The organism is Providencia sp. CIM-Carb-044, assembly GCF_033901115.1.
Lineage (GTDB): Bacteria > Pseudomonadota > Gammaproteobacteria > Enterobacterales > Enterobacteriaceae > Providencia > Providencia hangzhouensis.
Genome location: NZ_JAXADV010000003.1, coordinates 23,660 through 43,165 on the forward strand (window position 1 = coordinate 23,660; position 19,506 = coordinate 43,165).

12 protein-coding genes are annotated in these 19,506 nt (G+C 42.3%); 1 reads left to right on the top strand and 11 read right to left on the bottom strand.

The annotated features are described in order from the left end of the window. Nucleotides 1-106: 106 nt before the first annotated feature. A complete protein-coding gene (locus tag SJ312_RS06685; protein WP_036958991.1) occupies nt 107-1,243 on the top strand; it encodes a M4 family metallopeptidase in 1,137 nt (378 codons plus the stop codon). 121 nt (nt 1,244-1,364) lie between these two features. Here SJ312_RS06685 and rluF read toward each other — a convergent pair whose 3' ends face one another. The 11 genes from rluF to SJ312_RS06740 form a co-directional block, all read right to left on the bottom strand. Next, a complete protein-coding gene (gene rluF, locus SJ312_RS06690; RefSeq protein WP_319867267.1) occupies nt 1,365-2,234 on the bottom strand; it encodes a 23S rRNA pseudouridine(2604) synthase RluF in 870 nt (289 codons plus the stop codon). A gap of 179 nt (nt 2,235-2,413) precedes the next feature. Then, a complete protein-coding gene (der, locus tag SJ312_RS06695; protein ID WP_094961719.1) occupies nt 2,414-3,892 on the bottom strand; it encodes a ribosome biogenesis GTPase Der in 1,479 nt (492 codons plus the stop codon). A gap of 129 nt (nt 3,893-4,021) precedes the next feature. Next, nucleotides 4,022-5,194, bottom strand: coding sequence for an outer membrane protein assembly factor BamB (bamB, locus tag SJ312_RS06700; RefSeq protein WP_094961718.1), 1,173 nt, complete (start codon nt 5,192-5,194; stop codon nt 4,022-4,024). Between the two features lie 20 nt (nt 5,195-5,214). After that, nucleotides 5,215-5,838, bottom strand: coding sequence for a YfgM family protein (locus SJ312_RS06705; RefSeq protein ID WP_004264893.1), 624 nt, complete (start codon nt 5,836-5,838; stop codon nt 5,215-5,217). 10 nt (nt 5,839-5,848) lie between these two features. Further along, nucleotides 5,849-7,126 (bottom strand): histidine--tRNA ligase, encoded by a 1,278-nt coding sequence (gene hisS / locus SJ312_RS06710; RefSeq protein WP_165880321.1) that lies wholly within the window; start codon nt 7,124-7,126, stop codon nt 5,849-5,851. A 219-nt stretch (nt 7,127-7,345) separates the two neighbouring features. Next, the gene (ispG, locus tag SJ312_RS06715; protein WP_004264895.1) at nt 7,346-8,464 is read right to left on the bottom strand and encodes a flavodoxin-dependent (E)-4-hydroxy-3-methylbut-2-enyl-diphosphate synthase; all 1,119 of its coding nucleotides are present in this window, start codon (nt 8,462-8,464) and stop codon (nt 7,346-7,348) included. Nucleotides 8,465-8,656: 192 nt separating this feature from the next. Further along, a complete protein-coding gene (gene rodZ, locus SJ312_RS06720) occupies nt 8,657-9,601 on the bottom strand; it encodes a cytoskeleton protein RodZ (RefSeq protein ID WP_110591955.1) in 945 nt (314 codons plus the stop codon). Between the two features lie 202 nt (nt 9,602-9,803). After that, entirely contained in the window at nt 9,804-10,985 is a 1,182-nt protein-coding gene (locus tag SJ312_RS06725; RefSeq protein ID WP_004912645.1) for a bifunctional tRNA (adenosine(37)-C2)-methyltransferase TrmG/ribosomal RNA large subunit methyltransferase RlmN, read from the bottom strand. 161 nt (nt 10,986-11,146) lie between these two features. Then, complete coding sequence (gene ndk, locus SJ312_RS06730) at nt 11,147-11,572, bottom strand: nucleoside-diphosphate kinase (RefSeq protein ID WP_004264899.1); 426 nt, start codon at nt 11,570-11,572, stop codon at nt 11,147-11,149. A 277-nt stretch (nt 11,573-11,849) separates the two neighbouring features. Then, nucleotides 11,850-14,171, bottom strand: coding sequence for a peptidoglycan glycosyltransferase PbpC (pbpC, locus tag SJ312_RS06735; RefSeq protein ID WP_319867271.1), 2,322 nt, complete (start codon nt 14,169-14,171; stop codon nt 11,850-11,852). A gap of 78 nt (nt 14,172-14,249) precedes the next feature. After that, nucleotides 14,250-19,289, bottom strand: a complete 5,040-nt coding sequence (locus tag SJ312_RS06740) for an alpha-2-macroglobulin (RefSeq protein ID WP_319867273.1) — start codon at nt 19,287-19,289, stop codon at nt 14,250-14,252. Between the last annotated feature and the right edge of the window lie 217 nt (nt 19,290-19,506).

Sequence of the window (19,506 nt, forward strand, 5' to 3'; positions counted from 1 at the left end):
TAATATAAAATAACAGCAATTGATTTTAAAGCTTATATATCAACTAGTTACAAAATTATCACAACAGATTATGATTCCATTTCACCCAACTGAATGGAGTTATAATATGAATCAAATTTTAGGCCGTTCTTTACTCTCACCTTGCTTATTAGCCAATTTAGTGACTAAAGCAGGTCATACTGACTTAAAATCAACGCTCACTCATATCAATGATATTATGAGCCGAACCTATTCACATGAAGATGCATTATTTCATCGCAATAATCTTTCATCTTGCCCTATAGATACGACAGGAAAGCGCTATAACCGTTTTATTCGTGATGCTCAGCGCCCTATTCCACATAAACATCACTGGCATTCTGACCTGCCAATTTGTGAGCGTTCAGGGCTTTCTCCAGATAGTCATATGCCACATGATGACTATGCGGTAATTATGTGCGAAGAAGACACTCAAGCACCATCAAAACCCGCTGGGCAAGTATTTAATTCAATTGGTGTTATTCGTACCTTTTTCAAGGAAAAATTAAATATTGACCAAATTTTTGGCTGTTCTGCTGATATTAATGCGGTTATTCATTATGGAACAAACTACGCTAACGCATTTTGGAATTCTCAAGCTATTTTCTTTGGTGACGGGGATGGAATCGTTTTTGGCCCATTCTATAACGACATTGATATAATTGCTCACGAACTTGCTCATGGTTTTATTAGTTCAAAAGCTAATTTTAGATATTCTTTCCAGTCTGGTGCTCTTAATGAGTCTGTCGCAGATGTACTTGGGATTATGGTCAAGCAATATTTAAATAATGAAACAGCCAATACCTCTAATTGGCTACTTGGGGAAAATTTATTTATTGACCAAATAAATGCACCTGCCCTACGTTCGATGATAAATCCAGGCGACGCTTATTATCTTTCTGATGAGGTCAGAGATCCACAAGTTGGCCATATGTCTCAATATCAAGATTTACCTATTTTTGTTGATAATGGCGGCGTACATATTAATTCAGGCATTCCAAATAGAGCCTTTTACTTATTAGCTAAGAGCCTTGGTGGCTATACGTGGGATATCGCCGGTAAAATTTGGCTGGAAGCAGTGTCTGACAATAGAGTGACAAAGAAAGCGACATTTATCGAATTTGCTGATGCTACGATCCGTGCGGCTAAGAAACTGTTTGATGATAATATTGCGCAAAAAACACAACAGAGTTGGTTAGGTGTTGGGTTGATAGTAAACCTGTAATAAAATATATCGCTAGATAGCATTAAACCATTTGAAATTAATTTTTCTGTAAAATACAAAGGCCGATACTAAAGAGCATTAATCAACTCTTTTATTCAGCCTTATTCATTAAACCTGCACGTTAACGTTTTTTCTTTTTTCTACCTGGTTGTGTAAACTTTTTACGTGTCGGGTTTTCTGTTTTTACTTTGGGTTTACTTGGCGATGCTTGCTTTGTATTACCTTTATTAGCAGAAACCGATTTCTGTGCTTTTTTCGGTTTAATATCTGACTCAGATTTTTCCATCATATCAAATAACTCAATCAATTCGTCATCTGTTAAGTCTCGCCACTCCCCGACAGGAATACCCGTCAGCCTAACATTCATGATGCGAACGCGTTCAAGTTTAGTGACTTCAAAACCAAAGTGTTCACACATGCGACGAATTTGACGGTTTAACCCTTGCACAAGAGTAATTCTAAAAACAAATGGAGCTTCTTTCTTAACCTTACATTTTTTAGTCATTGAGCCAAGAATCGGTACTCCAGCACCCATTCCACGGATAAATTCATCTGTAACGGGTTTATTGACAGTAACTAAATATTCCTTTTCATGGGAATTTCCTGCCCGTAAAATTTTATTCACCAAATCCCCATGGTTTGTGAGGAAAATCAACCCTTGAGAGTCTTTATCTAAACGGCCAATTGGGAAAATTCGGGTACTGTGATTAACATAATCAACAATATTATCTTTTTCACCACTCTCTGTCGTACTGACAATACCGACTGGCTTATTCAGAGCGATTAACACTAAATCTTCTTCATTACGCGGCTCAATTAATTGCCCATTAACTTTTACCACATCACCAGAAAAAACTTGGTCGCCTATTCCTGCACGCTTACCATTAATAAATACATTACCCTGCTCAATATAACGGTCAGCTTCACGTCTTGAGCAAATACCACTTTCACTAATATATTTGTTTAAACGTGTAGAAGAACGAGTGTCCATAATTTCCCTCAATCTTTAATTCTTCCCCCTGTCCGTCATGATATATTTCGATAACGTAAGGGCGATATTTATTCTTAAAGTATCAATCTAAATAATATTAAAAAGCCGTAACATAATGGTTTTGTTACGGCTTTATGCATTTAATACGGTCAACTAAACCTACATTAGTGCCTTATTAACTAACGTTTTTTCAAATGCTGCATTAAACGCTTACGCTTACGTAACTGAGTTGGCGTTAGCTTATTTTTCTTATCTGCATATGGGTTTTCACCCTCTTTAAACAGAATTCGAATTGGCGTTCCCATCACTTGTAATGAACGACGGAAGTAATTCATCAAATAACGTTTGTAGCTGTCTGGTAAATCAGAGACTTGGTTACCATGGATCACAACAATCGGTGGGTTATGCCCCCCAGCATGGGCATATTTCATTTTAACACGGCGACCACGAATAAGCGGCGGTTGGTGCTCATCTTCTGCCATCTTCATGATGCGCGTTAATAATGCCGTTCCCACTCGACGAGTTGCAGATTCATAAGCTTCTTGCACTGATTCAAATAGGTTACCCACGCCACTGCCATGCAATGCAGAAATAAAGTGAATTCGTGCGAAATCAACAAAACCAAGACGCAGTTCAAGCATATCCTTCACGTGCTCGCGGTCCTCGGGCTTCATACCATCCCATTTATTAACCGCAATAACTAGTGAACGACCTGCATTGAGGATAAAACCAAGTAAAGATAAATCTTGGTCAGAAATACCTTCCCGTGCATCGATAACTAACAATACGACGTTCGCATCTTCAATCGCTTGTAATGTTTTAATTACAGAGAATTTTTCGACTGTTTCAGTAACTTTACCGCGTTTACGCACACCAGCCGTGTCAATTAGAATATATTCACGCTCATCGCGTTCCATTGGAATGTAAATGCTGTCACGGGTTGTGCCTGGCATATCAAACACAACAACCCTTTCTTCACCCAATATACGGTTGGTTAATGTCGATTTACCGACGTTCGGACGGCCAACGATGGCTAATTTAATAGGTAATGTTGTTGGGTCGAAGTCATCTTCTTCGTCTTCATCAAGCTCACCTTGAGCTTCTAACTCTGCCCAATATGCCGCATTTTCTTCTTCTTCGGTCAGTTCGACTTCTTCTTCATCTTCAGCAACAAAAGGTTTTAACGATTGTTCTATTAACTGAGTGACACCGCGGCCATGTGATGCAGCGATAGGATGAATTTCCCCTAAACCAAGAGAGTAAAAATCCCCGATTGCTGTTGTGACATCAATACCATCTGTTTTGTTTGCCACTAAATAAGTTTTTTTCTTGCGGCTACGAAGATGTTTGGCAATGCCTTCATCCGCAGGCATTAGCCCTGCTCTTGCATCGACCATAAACAGAACAATGTCTGCCTCTTCAATTGCTTGCAAGGACTGTGCGGCCATGTGCGTTTCTACGCCTTCCTCAGTCCCATCGATACCACCCGTGTCGATAATAATGAATTCGTGACCTTCAACTTCTGCACGACCATATTTGCGATCACGAGTCAGACCGGGAAAGTCCGCTACTAATGCGTCACGGGTACGGGTTAAACGGTTAAATAACGTGGATTTTCCTACGTTTGGACGCCCTACCAGCGCTACGACGGGTATCATTCTTAGATGCCTCACAACTTTTATTAACTAAAGGAATTCTGAGGCTTTAACTCAGAAAACAAAAAACGAAACGGCTCCTGTGTTCAGGAACCGTTGATTTTATCGATAAATTGGCGGTTTGTCAGAAAATTAACGTGTTAACAGGTAAACTGTTCCGTTTTTTGTCTGAACCATTAGTTTATCACTTGCAACCACTGGGCGACTGTGAATACCAGAGCTGTTTAGTTTGTTTTGTGCAACAAACCCACCCGTACTCATGTCTAACCAATGCAGATAACCCTCTTTGTCACCGACAACAAGATAGCCATTATACATTTCTGGTGCAGATAACCCGCGGTTTAGTAAGTCTTCCTGTGTCCACAGTGTCACACCATCGCTTTTACGAACAGACAATACGCGGTCACTTTGGTCAACGAGGTACAGGTTTTCACCTGACATTACCATGTCATTGATTGAGCCCAGTTCACGTTTCCATAGGATTTGACCTGAACGCATATCCAGTGCTGCCAATGTGCCATTATAAGCAATCGCATACACTTTACCGTCATCAATAATTGGTGTCATATCGACATCGTTTAAGCGGCCGATTTCTGTCGAACTTGTCACTTGCGAAATGCGTTGCTGCCAAATTAATTGGCCTTGAGACAATAGCACTGCACTGACACGACCGTTATCCCCCCCCACAATCGCAGCACCAAAGGCAACTGCTGGAGCAGATTCACCACGTAATGACAACGATGGGGTATCCATGTTAACGGTCCACTTGATTTCCCCGCTATTGACGTCTAAAGCTTGCAGTTGACCATTACTGGTATGAATAACAACAAGGTCATTACTCACTACAGGTTTAGAAAGGGCTTCACCTGCAACTTCGACATCCCAAGCGACTTGACCATCTTCTTTGTTAAGAGCGATAACTGTTCCACGCTCAGTACCCACAAAGATTTTGTCGCCATCAACGGTTAAACCACCGGATAATAATGCAGATAAATTAGCAGAAAGAAAACCCGTTCGTTTAGATAAATCTACCGACCATAGTTCTTTACCACTGTCGAGTTCAAAGGCTTTAACTAAACCTTTGCGGTCTGCTGCATAAACGGCTGAGCCATCCCAAACCGGTGATAATTCAGAATAAAATTGTTCAACACCATTTCCAACAGATTTATCCCAAACAATTGATGGGGTGAATTGATTTTCAACCTGTGGAAGTGGCGCCATAATAATAGAATCAGTTTCGCTGGAACAACCGGCAAGTAAAGCTGAAGCGACTAGGCCAACTAAAAGTGTTTTGCGCAACTGCATGTTTGTCGTTTCCTTTCTTCTTATGAATTAGATACGTTGTTCAACTTCAGAGTCAAAATACCTCTAATAGATTGAGAGCCTTCACTTTCTAACCCCTGAGTGTAAGCGGCTTTTGCGCCTGCTTTATCACCCTTGTGGAGTAAGGCATCGCCACGGACATCCTGTGCCGTTGCTTGCCATGACTTACTTTTAATATTTGCCACTGACGCTATCGCACCATCAGCATTACCTTGAGCCAATTGTACTCGTGCTAAACGCAAGTTAATTAAATCTTGCATATCCACAGTTTTTGCTTTGGCTAATGCATTGGTCAATGCAGTTTGTGCGTTAGCTAAATCACCTTTATCCACTGCAATTTGCGCAAGCTCTAAACCCATCATCGCACTGTATACATCGTCAGTTTCAGCCGCAAATTTTTGCGCCGCAGCAATAGCCTGATCTGAACCCGAACGTAATTGGGCGTTTACTGTTTCAAATTTTTGTGCACTTTCTTGCAGTACATTGGTTTTATGGGACTGCCAGTAGTTCCAACCAAATACACCGCCAACGCCAATGACGAGACCAATAACTAATGCCACGCCATTATTCGCAAAAAAGCGCTTAATCGCATCGACTTGATCATTTTCGTTTGTATAGACTTCCACTTGTCTCTCCTTAACCTAATAATTCGGCGATGCGTGACGCCATAAGTTGCTGCGAAATAGTTTCTTGTACGCCAGTACGTAAGTCTTTCACTGTGACTTGGTTATTTTTAATTTCATCTTCCCCCAAGATCAGTGCAATTTTAGCGCCTTGTTTGTCCGCTCTTGCTAACTGTTTCTTGAAGTTACCACCACCGTGGTTAGTCATTAACCGTAGTGTTGGTAGTGCATCACGGACTTTTTCAGCCACTAATATCGCTGCTTGTTGGCTATTTTCGCCAAAAGAAGCGAGATAAACGTCAGCGACTGAAGCATCCGCTGTAAATTCAGGGTTCACTTCTTGGACTAATAACACCATGCGTTCCATACCCATGGCAAAACCAACCGCAGGTGTTGCACGACCGCCTAATTGTTCAACTAGGCCATCATAACGGCCACCCGCACAAACAGTGCCTTGTGAACCCAGCGCCGTGGTTACCCACTCAAAAACAGTGCGGTTATAGTAGTCAAGACCACGAACTAAACGTTGATTTACGCGGTATTGAACCCCAGCAGCTTCTAACAATTTGCATAAACCATCAAAGTGCTCACGTGATTCGACATCAAGGTAATCAAACAGTTCAGGTGCATCATTCAATAAAGCTTGAATCTCTTGATTTTTGGAGTCCAAAACACGTAAAGGATTTGTGTACATCCGGCGTTTGCAGTCTTCATCCAGCTTATCTTTATGCTGTTCTAAGAAAGCAACTAAAGCCTCACGGTAATTAGCACGCGCTTCTAATGAACCAATCGAGTTCAGCTCTAATGTTACATGCTTACTAATTCCTAACGCTTTCCACCAGCGCGCTGTCATTAAAATAACTTCAGCATCGATATCAGGGCCTGCAAGACCAAAAACCTCAGCCCCTAACTGGTGAAATTGACGATAACGACCTTTTTGTGGGCGCTCATAACGGAACATTGGGCCTAAATACCACAAACGCTGTTCCTGATTGTACAGCAAACCATGCTCAATACCTGCACGCACACAACCTGCGGTATTTTCAGGGCGTAATGTCAGACTTTCATCGTTACGGTCATTGAAAGTGTACATTTCTTTTTCAACGACATCCGTCACTTCACCTATCGCTCTGCGAAATAGCGGGGTCTGCTCTACAATCGGGGTACGAATTTCACTAAAACCATAACCCTGTAAAATATTTTTTAATGTTGCCTCGATTTTCTGCCATACACGCGTGTCAGCTGGCAAGTAATCATTCATGCCGCGAATGGCTTGGATATTTTTTCCCACTTTATTTCTCTATTTTCAGAATTACATTAGTTTGATTATAAGAGCGAAATATCATCTGGTTCAATCAACAAACACCAATTACTGATACTAATCGGGATTTATCTGTTAATTTGTACGGTGAGCGACCGATTTTAGAAAAAAATGCGGATAATTGATATAGCGTTTGTTCTAAATACGCCAAACGACTCTATGAGTCGCTTGGCATTAGAATACACAAAATTAATCTTTTAAGTTGACTTCAATCCGCTTGCTTTCATCCATCATCGCTGCTTTTGCTCGAATTTTAGCCTCTAATTGGTCGATGATGTTGTCATTATCAAAGCGCTCTTTTTGACGTTTACCGTCTTCATAGAAACCACTCTTGGTTTTTGCGCCTGCAACACCTAGCGTAGAAACTTCCGCTTCACCGGGGCCATTGACCACACAACCAATAATCGACACATCCATTGGCGTAATGATATCTTCTAAGCGCTGTTCTAACTCATTCACCGTGCCTATCACATCAAATTCTTGCCGTGAGCAGGTTGGACAAGCAATAAAATTAATGCCACGCGAACGAATACGCAGTGATTTTAAAATATCAAAACCGACTTTAACTTCTTCAACAGGGTCTGCAGCCAAAGAAATACGCAGAGTATCACCGATACCTTCAGACAGTAACATTCCTAAGCCAATCGCTGATTTTACGGATCCTGCACGTGCGCCACCCGCCTCGGTAATACCTAAATGCAGAGGTTGATCAATTTTATTCGCTAATAAACGGTAAGAGCCGACAGCTAAAAATACATCAGAAGCTTTTACACTGACTTTGAATTGGTCGAAATTCAGCCTATCTAAGATGTCCACATGGCGCATTGCCGACTCAACTAAGGCTTCAGGTGTTGGTTCTCCGTACTTCTCTTGAATGTCTTTTTCAAGGGAACCGCCATTGACCCCAATACGAATAGGAATATTGTAATGGCGTGCGCAATCAACAACTTGGCGAATTCTTTCTTCACTACCAATATTACCTGGGTTAATACGCAAGCAATCAACACCGTACTCAGCAACTTTTAATGCAATACGATAGTCAAAATGGATATCAGCCACCAGTGGAACGCTAACTTGCTGTTTAATCAATTTAAATGCTTCAGCAGCATCCATGGTAGGAACAGAAACACGCACGATATCAACACCCACGCGCTCAAGGGATTTTATTTGGCGAACTGTGGCTTCGACATCAGTTGTACGGGTATTGGTCATTGACTGGACAGCGATAGGAGCACCATCGCCTACGGGTACGCTACCTACATTAATACGGGTGGATTTACGTCTTTTTATCGGTGATTCATTATGCATTTTGGTTTAATTCTCCGAACGTCCATGTGCTCTTTGTTACCGTGGTACTTTTTGTGCCTATAGTACTCTTTGTTACCGTGGTATAGTTTTAACGATTATTTTTATACGCTCAACTATACACAAGAAAGCAAACCATAGCCTATCAAAAAAGATGTTTTCGGATATAGTTTGCTTCTTTTTGCCTATTTGTTTTTAGGCTTCAGGTAACTTCAATTTTGCTGGACGTTTCGCTTTAATAAAACGGCTTAAATCAACAGCGTTACCTTGGAACTGTACCGTCACATTCGCCGGCGCACCAATGTTCAGACGATAAGGTTGCGGACCATCAAGTTCCAGCTTATCCCCATTATTTTTGGTACCACTGAATAAAATTTTATTATTCGCATCACGAATTTCTAACCAACACTGCCCAGTAAAATTCAAGACCAGAGCTTGGCTACTCACTGCAACAGGTTCAGTCGTTTCTGTATTTTGTGTTCTGTCTAATGCAACTGAAGATTGTGGTGCATTCGGTAATGGAATTGTTCTAACTGGCTCTGTAACAGAGTCAGCCGTTAATACGGGCTCTTGGCCTTGTAATTCAAGTGTATTTTCCTGTGTAACAGGCGCTGTATCCGTTGAGACTATCTCTGTTGAAGCCGGCAATTCAACGGGGGTTGTGCTGTTATCTTGCTGAGACAAAATCAAATCATTTTGATTTGCCATTGAAACTAATTCATCTTTTTGTGCGTTATGATCTTGCCACCACCATACACCAACCATTGCAATGAGGACGATCACAATCAACCAAGTCAGTTTCATTAACCAACCTTCGCGCTTTTTACGCTTTTTCCCTAAAGAATAGCTTTGCATAGGAGAAACTTTGGCTAATGTGACGGGCTCTTCCGTTTTCATATACGTTTTTAATTCGCTTTCTGGTATACCTACCATGCGTGCATAAAGGCGAATATAACCACGTAAAAACGTCGGTTCTACACCAGCGGGAGCAATATCTTGTTCTATCTCTTTTACCGTACTGATTTTAAGGCATAATCGCTCTGCAACAACATCTTGGGTTAGCCCCATGCGCTCACGTGCTTGCGTCAATAATTGTCCTACTGTCGTCGTAGTCTGTTCGGTATTATTTTCGATAGTCATTTGCTGGCAACACTATTTCCAAGTTAAAAATATATAAAGCAAGCATTGAGCAGCTTTACTCGTCAATAATTTATCATCATGTTGAAACAACAATTAAATTTTTCTTATTGCTTCTACTATTGTAGGTGAACAAAGGCGTTTTGCCTAACTCTAAAACGCCCTAAACCATAACTTAATTCACTGATTCAAACATATTTATAAATCAGACTGTTTTTACCTTGATAGGTTCCCCTGCTAAGCGTTTTTTCAACGTTCGTTTTGTTCTGTCGATCACATCGCCAGCAAGTTGCCCACAAGCTGCATCTATATCATCACCGCGTGTTTTGCGTACTATCGTAGTAAAACCATATCCCATCAATACTTTACAAAAGCGGTCAATACGACTATTCGAACTTCTACCGTATGGCGCTCCAGGGAACGGGTTCCATGGAATTAAGTTGATTTTGCTCGGTGTATTTTTTAAACATTCCGCTAATTGATGAGCTTGTTCAACACTATCGTTCACGTGATCTAACATCACATACTCAACGGTTACTCGTCCTGCATTGGCATTCGATTTCGTTAAATAACGATTCACACTGTTGAGGAAGGTTTCAATATTGTATTTTTTATTAATTGGAACGATATCATCGCGGATATCATCTGTTGGCGCATGCAATGAAATCGCTAACGCGACATCAATCATATCCCCTAATTTGTCCAGTGCAGGTACAACACCGGAAGTGGAAATCGTGACACGGCGCTTAGATAAACCAAAACCGAAGTCATCTAACATAATTTCCATCGCAGGGACGACATTATTCAAATTCAGTAATGGTTCGCCCATTCCCATCATTACAACGTTGGTAATTGGACGGCGTCCACTGGATTTCAGTGAACCAATAATTTTTGCAGCTCGCCAAACCTGACCAATGATTTCCGAAACACGTAAGTTACGGTTGAAGCCTTGTTGCGCCGTGGAACAGAATTTACACTCCAGCGCACAACCAACCTGTGAAGAGACACACAATGTTGCACGATCTGCTTCTGGGATATATACAGTTTCAACCAGTTGGTCACCCACTTTGATAGCCCACTTAATGGTACCATCTGATGAGCGCTGTTCGTCAGCGACTTCCGGTGCACGGATTTCCGCGACTTCTTTTAGTTTTGCTCTAAGAACTTTATTAATATCGGTCATTTGGTCAAAATCATCATAGCAATAATGATAGATCCATTTCATGACCTGATCCGCGCGGAACGGTTTTTCACCCATTTGGGCAAAGAACTCACGCATTTGCTTGCGGTTTAAATCAAGTAAATTGGTTTTTTGATTCGTTTTTTCTGGCGTGACAGAAATAGCAGAAGAAGTTGCACATTGTGCATCTGTCGTCATATCAGACATGGTGTATTGCCTCGTTGTTACACTTTCGGCAGTGCTAGTAATGAGTATAGCACGACGTAATTTTTGCAGTCTTAAAAATATAATCGCCCCGCTAATCATAGCAGGGCGTCGCATTGTACAAACTTTATAACAATAATGCTAATGCATTAGTTAAAGAAGTCTTAGCGTGGGCAGATTTCATCAGCAGTGAAGAAATACGCGATTTCACGAGCAGCAGATTCTTCAGAGTCTGAACCGTGAGTTGCGTTTTCAGTGAAGCTGTCTGCGTAGTCTGCACGTAAAGTACCTGCTAACGCGTTATCTGGGTTAGTTGCGCCCATCAGGTCACGATGACGTTGGATTGCATTTTCACCTTCTAACACTTGCAGCATGATAGGGCCTGAAGTCATGAATTCAACCAGACCTTCAAAGAAAGGACGGCCTTTGTGTTCAGCGTAGAAGCCTTCAGCTTGCTCACGAGTTAAATGCATCATTTTAGCGGCGATGATTGTGAAACCCGCGCTTTCAAAACGGTTGTAGATTGCACCAATAACGTTTTTCTTCACAGCGTTTGGTTTAATAATAGAAAATGTACGTTGAACAGTCATAAATAACCTCTTAGCGATTCATTAGGCCTTTATTCTTTATTCTTCCCTGTAACTTAGGATGCAAGAACTTAAAATAGGCATGTTGTAGTTTTTTATATTATTTCTAATTCTATTGTTAGGCTTTTAAACTTCAAAAGCAACCATGTCTAGGAAAAAGAAAAATAAGGCGATGATTATAGGGGCTCTGATTACAATTTCCTACAGTCACAACAACATTTTGTTAAACTTTTTATAGCAAAAAACACTATTTTTTCGGGTAAGTCACGTTTTTCATCTATTACTTCACTCTAAAACTCATTGCCGTCACTTGGCCGCTTAAATCCAATACCGAAATTTGGTAGTTTCCACTTTTATCGAGTGTCAGCAAAATAGAACCATTTTGCTCTGTTGTGTTCACCTGTTCTCCATTTAAGAACCACCATTTCTGCCCCTGCCCACCCTGTGTGACTAAACGCAAATCTAAACTGGTTTTTCCTGGCAAGCGCTGTAATACTTCACCATCACGTATACCGGAAATCAATAATGGCGGCGTTTCTAACTTCAATGGAGGGCAAGCTAAATCTGCTTTAGGTAATCGATTTTCCCGTTTTTCACTACTCGGTAACCATGACTCCACCGTAATCGGCCATAAATGTACCTCTTTTTCCTGTGCATTCGGGCAATCTGCCGCCACTTGTAGCCCTTTGTTATTTACCCAGATTTTTTGTCTTAACCCTAAGAGTGACTCTTGGTCTCGTGCCATTAAAGTGGGTGGGATCGTATTATCCAAGATCCAACTTAGGCGCCTTTGGCGGCAATTATTATCATCTTTCAGTAATGCCGTTCCTCCCGGCCAGCAAATCACTGCTTGGCTAACACTGGCAGGCTTCACATCTTTCGGTAACGGTTCATGAGATAGGTAAATTTTGCTCAGTAACATTCCATTGATTTGATTCATAATCGGGATAGCAGTGGCAAAGCCTAGCTGCCCTGCAACAGGCGTTGCATCCGGTCGTCCGACCCAAACGCCGATGGTATAACGCGGATTAACACCAATCGCCCACGCATCTCGATAACCATAACTGGTTCCCGTTTTCCATGCTAAATTAAGTTGCCCTGATAAATTAGCCTCAGGAACAGGGCGTGCTTCCCCGCCCATAATACGGCGCACTATCCATGCGGCTCCCGGTGACATCAGCGCTCTATCGCGAATTTTATCGGTTGGTTTAAAACGTAGCGGCGACACATAACCTTTTCTCGCAAATGCGCTGTAAGCGGAAACCAAATCTTCCATCCGTGTGGCTGTGCCGCCTAAAATCAGCGACAAGTTTGGTTCACTCCCTAACGGAAAGCGCAGCTCAGTCCCAACATTACGCAGTTGAGCCGTAAATCGTTTACTACCATACACATCTAATAACTGAACCACGGGTAAATTTAATGAACGAACGAGTGCATCACTAACACTCACTGGCCCATTAAAACCACTGTCAAAGTTCCCCGGACGGTAATCATTAAAGCGCCTCGGTACATCTTGTAATAACGACTCCGCATGGATGAGCCCGTCATCCATCGCTAATGCATATAAAAAAGGTTTTAACGTTGAGCCTGGAGAGCGCCAAGCGCTAATCATGTCCACATGACCAAAACGGCTATCATCTTGGAAATCAATTGAGCCAATATAAGCTTTTACTGCCATATCCGTATGATCAACCACCAAAATCCCCAGTGAAGTTTGTTTTGGTAGTTGGTTTTTCCAATTCATTGCCATGTCTTCCAGTTGCCTTTGCAAACTGGCGTCGATAGTGGTTTCAATGATGGGGTCTTGCGTATTTTTAGTCACACGCCTTGCAAGCAAAGGAGCAGAATGCGGATTCTTCCGCGGTGCTAGCCAAATTTGTTCTTGTTTAATATCGGCAACTTTTTCAGGGCTCCAAACTTGGTATTCCTCTAACCTGTCTAACACCTTATCACGAGCGGCTTGTGCCCTTTGTGGATAACGGTCTGGCCTTAAACGGCTAGGAGCTTGAGGTAGAACAGCAAAGAGAGCCGCTTCACTCGCCGTCAATTTTGCTGGTGACTTATTCAAATATACCCAGCTAGCGGCTCCAATACCTTCAATGGTTCCACCATACGGAGCGCGGTTTAAATACATTTCTAAAATTTCATCTTTTGAGTAGTGATACTCAAGCTGAGCCGTACGCCAAAGCTGTTTCAGCTTACCGCCCAATGTTCTTTCATGGGGATCAATTAACCGTGCAACTTGCATCGAAATGGTACTACCGCCCGACACAATACGCCCTGAACTCACAAACTGCCCCGCGGCCCTAACTAGCGAAAACGGGTTTACCCCCGGATGGCGATAAAAATGGCGGTCTTCATACGTTAATAACGCTTTAATAAAATCAGGAGAAACCTCTTCTAGTGTAACCGGAAAGCGCCAAATACCTTCTTTGTCTGCAAAGCGCCACAATGGTGTGCCATCCGCAGCAACCACAGTTCGAGCCATTTCAATTTGCTTAATCGGCAACGGCCATATTTTATCAGCCGCTAGAAAAGCCAGTGGCAAAATAATGACCAACAGAACCAGTGCAATGCCTGTGCGGCGTAACCATTTTTTCATTGATGGGAGTACCGAAAATAAATTAAAAGAGCCCTTATACTTTATATATCAATATATAAGGGCTCAGTTTAGCGGTGATTAACGAACGATTTCTAATTGGCCATCAGAATAGCCCGTCGCGCGCCAATCAGGGACATACATTGATTCAACTTGTGGTACTGGAATGCTATATACACCCGGTGTCACTGCACGTGCTAAGTAGACTAATGTCGTTGGGCGATACTGCTGAACTTCAACGGCAGCCACAAAACGGTCATCACGGTATTCCATATGGCGAATTTGTGATTGCTGCATATCATCAATCAGTTCTTGCAGGTTCGGCGCAGACTCACTCAAATTAGCGCTACTGTTCGCTAAATTTTGGTTTTCCAGTTCTAAGCCCGCTGGTAGTAAGTCAACCACTAGCGCATCTGGTACGCTTTGGGATGCTTGAACTTCCAATTTAACCACCACCATTTCACCGCTTCTTAGCCTATCTAACGAAATGCGGTTACCTTTCATATCATAGTAACTACGAGTGATACCCAGCACATTCGAACTTGGTTTCGGCGAATGTTGTGGATAACCCACCACGTTTAGTCGTGTGTATAGCGTATTGGTTCCCGTGTTTTCGATGCTATAACCTGTTTCTAATTGTGCTTTACTCAAGAACTCACTCACGGGTTTATCTGAAACCATCGGAGGTTCTTGGCCATTAATCGTTGCTTTCCATGGAGCTTCACTTTCATTTAAGTAGAAACGGCCCGCTAAGTACAACGCATTGCTCTCTTGTGTCGAGAAATAACGTTGAGAAGTCAAGTTATTAGACAAAGTTTGTAGTTTTTGGTCACGGGATTTTGGCATTAAATTATATTCATTTAATAGCGCAACAATCATCGCGTCATCACGGATCACCGAACCGTAATCCCCTACATAGCTGTAGCGGTTACGTTGTTTTTTCAGTCCGTCAATCACCGCGCTCTCACCACGTGATTTATCCCCCATCAAGTTCAATGCAACACCAAGCTGAACGAGCGGTAAACCACTAGCGGCATGATCTCTTTGGTTATAAAGTTGACGTAATGCACCTAGAGGTGCTTTTTGCTGTGACGCCAACACTAAGCCAGCGTAGGCTTGAGTTGCGAAACGCGCACCTGCCTGATTTTCCGTATAAGGATAATTGATTTGGCTACCATCTTGTAAATAGCTCAATAAGCGCGTGTTCGCGTTACTGATAGCGTCTTGGGGAACCGTAAACCCACGCTGATTCGCTTTATTCAAGAAATCCGCCGCATATGCAGTTAACCAATACTCTTCGCGGCCGTTTCTATCCCATAACGAGAAACCGCCATCATTACGTTGCATACTTAACAAATGCGGAATACCAATTTCAATCGCTTTATGACGATCCGCATCTGTTTGCGTTTTAATCCCTATCTTATTCAGCTCAGCTTGAGTTGAGAATAATGATGGATATAACCCGCTGATAGTTTGCTCCAAGCAACCATATGGGTAAGCAAATAGCTCTCTAATATAACGAGAAATATCTAACGGTGGACGGCTAGTTAATAGCACTTGCCCTTCTAGGGTATCGGGTTGTAACCCGGCAATTTGGTTAGTCGGCAACGCCCATGAGGTGCCTGGCTCAATAGCAGTTGCAAAAGAAACAGTTTCTGCTGGTTGTGCCGGACGAACCCCGACTTTCCAACTATTACTGTAATCTTTATTGGCTTCGCCTTGAATTTTCACACCATTAATGGTCATTGACACTTCACCTTCACCGAAGCCGTAGTCTGCTCTGACAGGTAAATTAATCGTGGTACGTTTGCCTTTTGGTAACTCCAACTCACGGCTGCTGACACCATCAAGTTTCACCATTCCTGATGCCTTGAAATTGACGGTCACATTTTGTGTATTATCCGTCATATTAGTCAAATCAAGCGCAAAGTAAGACTTATCACCACCAGCCATAAAACGTGGCATCGACATTTGTGTCACTAATGGTGCCGCGACAATCACTTTGCTATCCGCATGGCCGAACTCTTTTTCATTCCATGCTTGGGCCATCACACGTAATTCCCCGTTAAAATCAGGGATAGCGAGGCTAATTTCACCTTCGCCGTCTTTATTTAATGTGACAGGCTTGGCTTGCTCCGCAATAATTTGCACTTCAGTGAGTGGCTTCATACCACCACGCTCTAATGCGGCATCCTCGCTGTCACCACCAAAGCGCAAGTTAGCAACCTTACCTTGTCCTTCAATTAAATGACCATAAACGTCATATTGGTCAACGCTATAACGCTTACGGCCAAAAAAGGCATCATACGGGTCTGGGGTTTTGAAATCTGTGATATTCAATACGCCAGTGTCAACCGCAGATAACAACACATTCACTTTTTCAGGTAACGGTTTGCCATCTTGTGCTGTCGCTTTAATTTTTACCGTTAAGTCTTGGTTTGGACGCATTTTATCTGGCGCGGAGAGTGCTAAAGCAATCTTACGGTTTTCATCTGCGATTGGTAAATGCAACACACCCACCGCACGTTTTACCGTTGCTTCTTTAGAATCGTCTCCTGGGCGCACCACAACTGCTGAGACGTACAAGTCATGACGAGCCCACTCTTTATTGACTGGGATTTCAACGTCTAAGCCTTTTTCTAGCACATCAATTTCTTCCCACCACAATGGACCGTTGCTCGATTCGAGCAATATATACCCTTTACCGGCTTTAGGAGATTCAATGCGAACTTTAGCTTTTTCACCCGGTAAGTACGCAGGCTTATTCAGGCTGAGTTTCACTTGGTCAGGACGAACAGAGCCACTTCCCCCTGTGTTATCTTGCCATGAATACCCTGCCCAAAACTGGACGCTCGACACTAGCTGATTTTCTGGGTTAACAACTTCTAGGCGGAATGCCCCCCAATCCACAGGGAAAGACACTTTCGCCGTTCCGTCTTTAGCAATAGCAATATTTTCATTCGCCATAACGAGGTCTTTTTGGTCATAATTTGAAGACCAACCACCACTTTCAGACCAACTCCAGTAATAATCACGACGCTCATACACTAAACGCACGGTTAAGTTTTCTGCTGCCAGTTTATTACCTGCGGCATCAGCCATGACTAATTCAAATTCTGCGAGTGAATTTTCATCCACATTGTGACGTTTTACATAACGGTCAGTGCGGTAATCATAAATTTCTTTTTTCGCAAATAATGGGCGAATACCGACCAGCTTTTCCGCAGGCCAAATGGCTTGCTCGGCACGGCGCGTCACAGGACGTCCGCCAGCCTCAAGCAAACTTGCTTGTAAAACAGCCGAAATAGGTGAACGTGTTGAACTCCAATTGCTATTTGGAATTGAAATCACGGTTTCACCATTGCTGTCCAGCGTCAAGTCAAACTCGTCCAACTTACGTGGTAAACCTTCTTCATTGACAGCACCAAATTCAAAACCAGGTAATTTTGCGACCGCTTCCCGAGCTGCTTTTAAGACAATTTGCCCTTGTAGCTGGTTATCAGCCGCTGGCGCACCGTATAAATAACGACCTTGAATATCAAAATCGACAGATTGACTTGTTAAACGAGGGACATCGCTGCCCTCAATTTCCAGAGCCATACGTTCTGGCATAAAATCTTCAACATTAAATTTGTAGTAACGCAGTGGTGAACCATCACCTAAATCAAAGCGAAGCGACCAACCGCCTGTTTCTGCATTTTTAGGAATTTCAAATTGATATTGATATAAGCCATTTTGGTTTTCTTCTGGTTGCCAAACAAAACTACGAACCACTTGCCCATCAGTTTTTAATACATCAACTTTAACTGGCTGAGTTTTGACTGGGTTACCATCGCCATCACGCAATAGGCCGTTTACCAGCAATAATTCACCTGGGCGATATAAATCTCGAGGACCGAAGGTGAAAAATTGTTTTGCGTAGCCTTCTGGCCCTGAAATATCGAATTCAGATAAATCAAGCGCTGGCTGAGTGAGGTCAATCATACTGGTTTGCCCTTCATGGGTTGCCAGCAATAATTTTCCACCCGCTAATTTATCTAGCTGAGCATGACCATCGCCATCTGTCGTACCTTTTGTTACTAACTGGCCTTTTTCATCCAAAATACGCAGCTCAACGCCTTTAATTGCAGAGCCTTTCGCTAAGGATTGAGTGAAAATATCGACACGGTCTTGGTAACTGTGTAGTGATACACCAATATCACTCAATGTGAAGACAGTTGCAGGGAATTGATAACTATAGCTGCCTGCTTTTTGCATGATGGCCAAATACACGCCATCTTGCTGTAACTCTTTGACATCTTTCAACGGCAGTAAAATGGTTTGGCGGGTATTTTTATCTGGATTTAAGTCAAAGCGGCCGGTATAAGCCAGCTCCACTTTGTCGAGAAACTCTTCGGAATACCAATACTCATAATTACTACGATACTGCCACTGTGCTAAAAATTGTGGTAATTGCTTTTCATCCACACGGAAGAAATTGACGTCGACCTTATCAACGTTCAAGGCAATCACAGGTAAGCCTTGGGCAACCTTGCTAGGTAATAAAGAGCCTTTACTTGCAAAACCAACGGTTGGGATGATTTGTGCAGTGGTCAATTTTTTCTCAAAATTTTCGGTCGTCGTACGCTCATTAACCGCTTTAATACCCGGGTTAATGGTTAAGTTTAACTCTTTAGATGGCGGAAGATGGCGAAAACGGAGTTCCATTTGGTTATCAGACAGTTCCCAAGCGCCATCTAACTTACCCGCTTTAACATCAATGAGGTTAATGTACTGGCCAAAGTCTTGGTTTGCTTGTAGTGGAACCGAGAATGTCACCACCATGGCACTCGCACCATCAAGCTGTAATTCAGACGCATCCAAAATAGTTAAATCTTTCCCTGCATATTTTTTTATCATTTCTTCAGTGGAAAGTTTCGGTGCTGCTTTTTTCTGTTCTGCAACTGGCGCTGTTTTGGTTTGATTTTCTGGCGCTGTGGTTGAAACATTTGGCTCATTTTTGGTTGTTTCATCTGTATTATCACAACCAGCCAATGCCACTACCGATGCCAACGCAAGTGCTAAATAACGCTTTTTGGTTTTGAGACCCGCCAATGAAGCCCAACTTGATTGTTGTTTCATTACCGCCCGCCCTTTAATTAGTTAAAATTGATTCTGTTTTTTAAGGTTTTAACAGGAGATTAAAACCCTCTACATACTTAGAAATGTTTAAAAACACACACAGATAAATACTGCTGATATTATTTCAATTATCGAAACAATTTAACAGAATGTGATTAGAACACCTATCAGACAAAACGGAAAAAATGATGGGAGAGAAAAACAGAGAAATGAAATA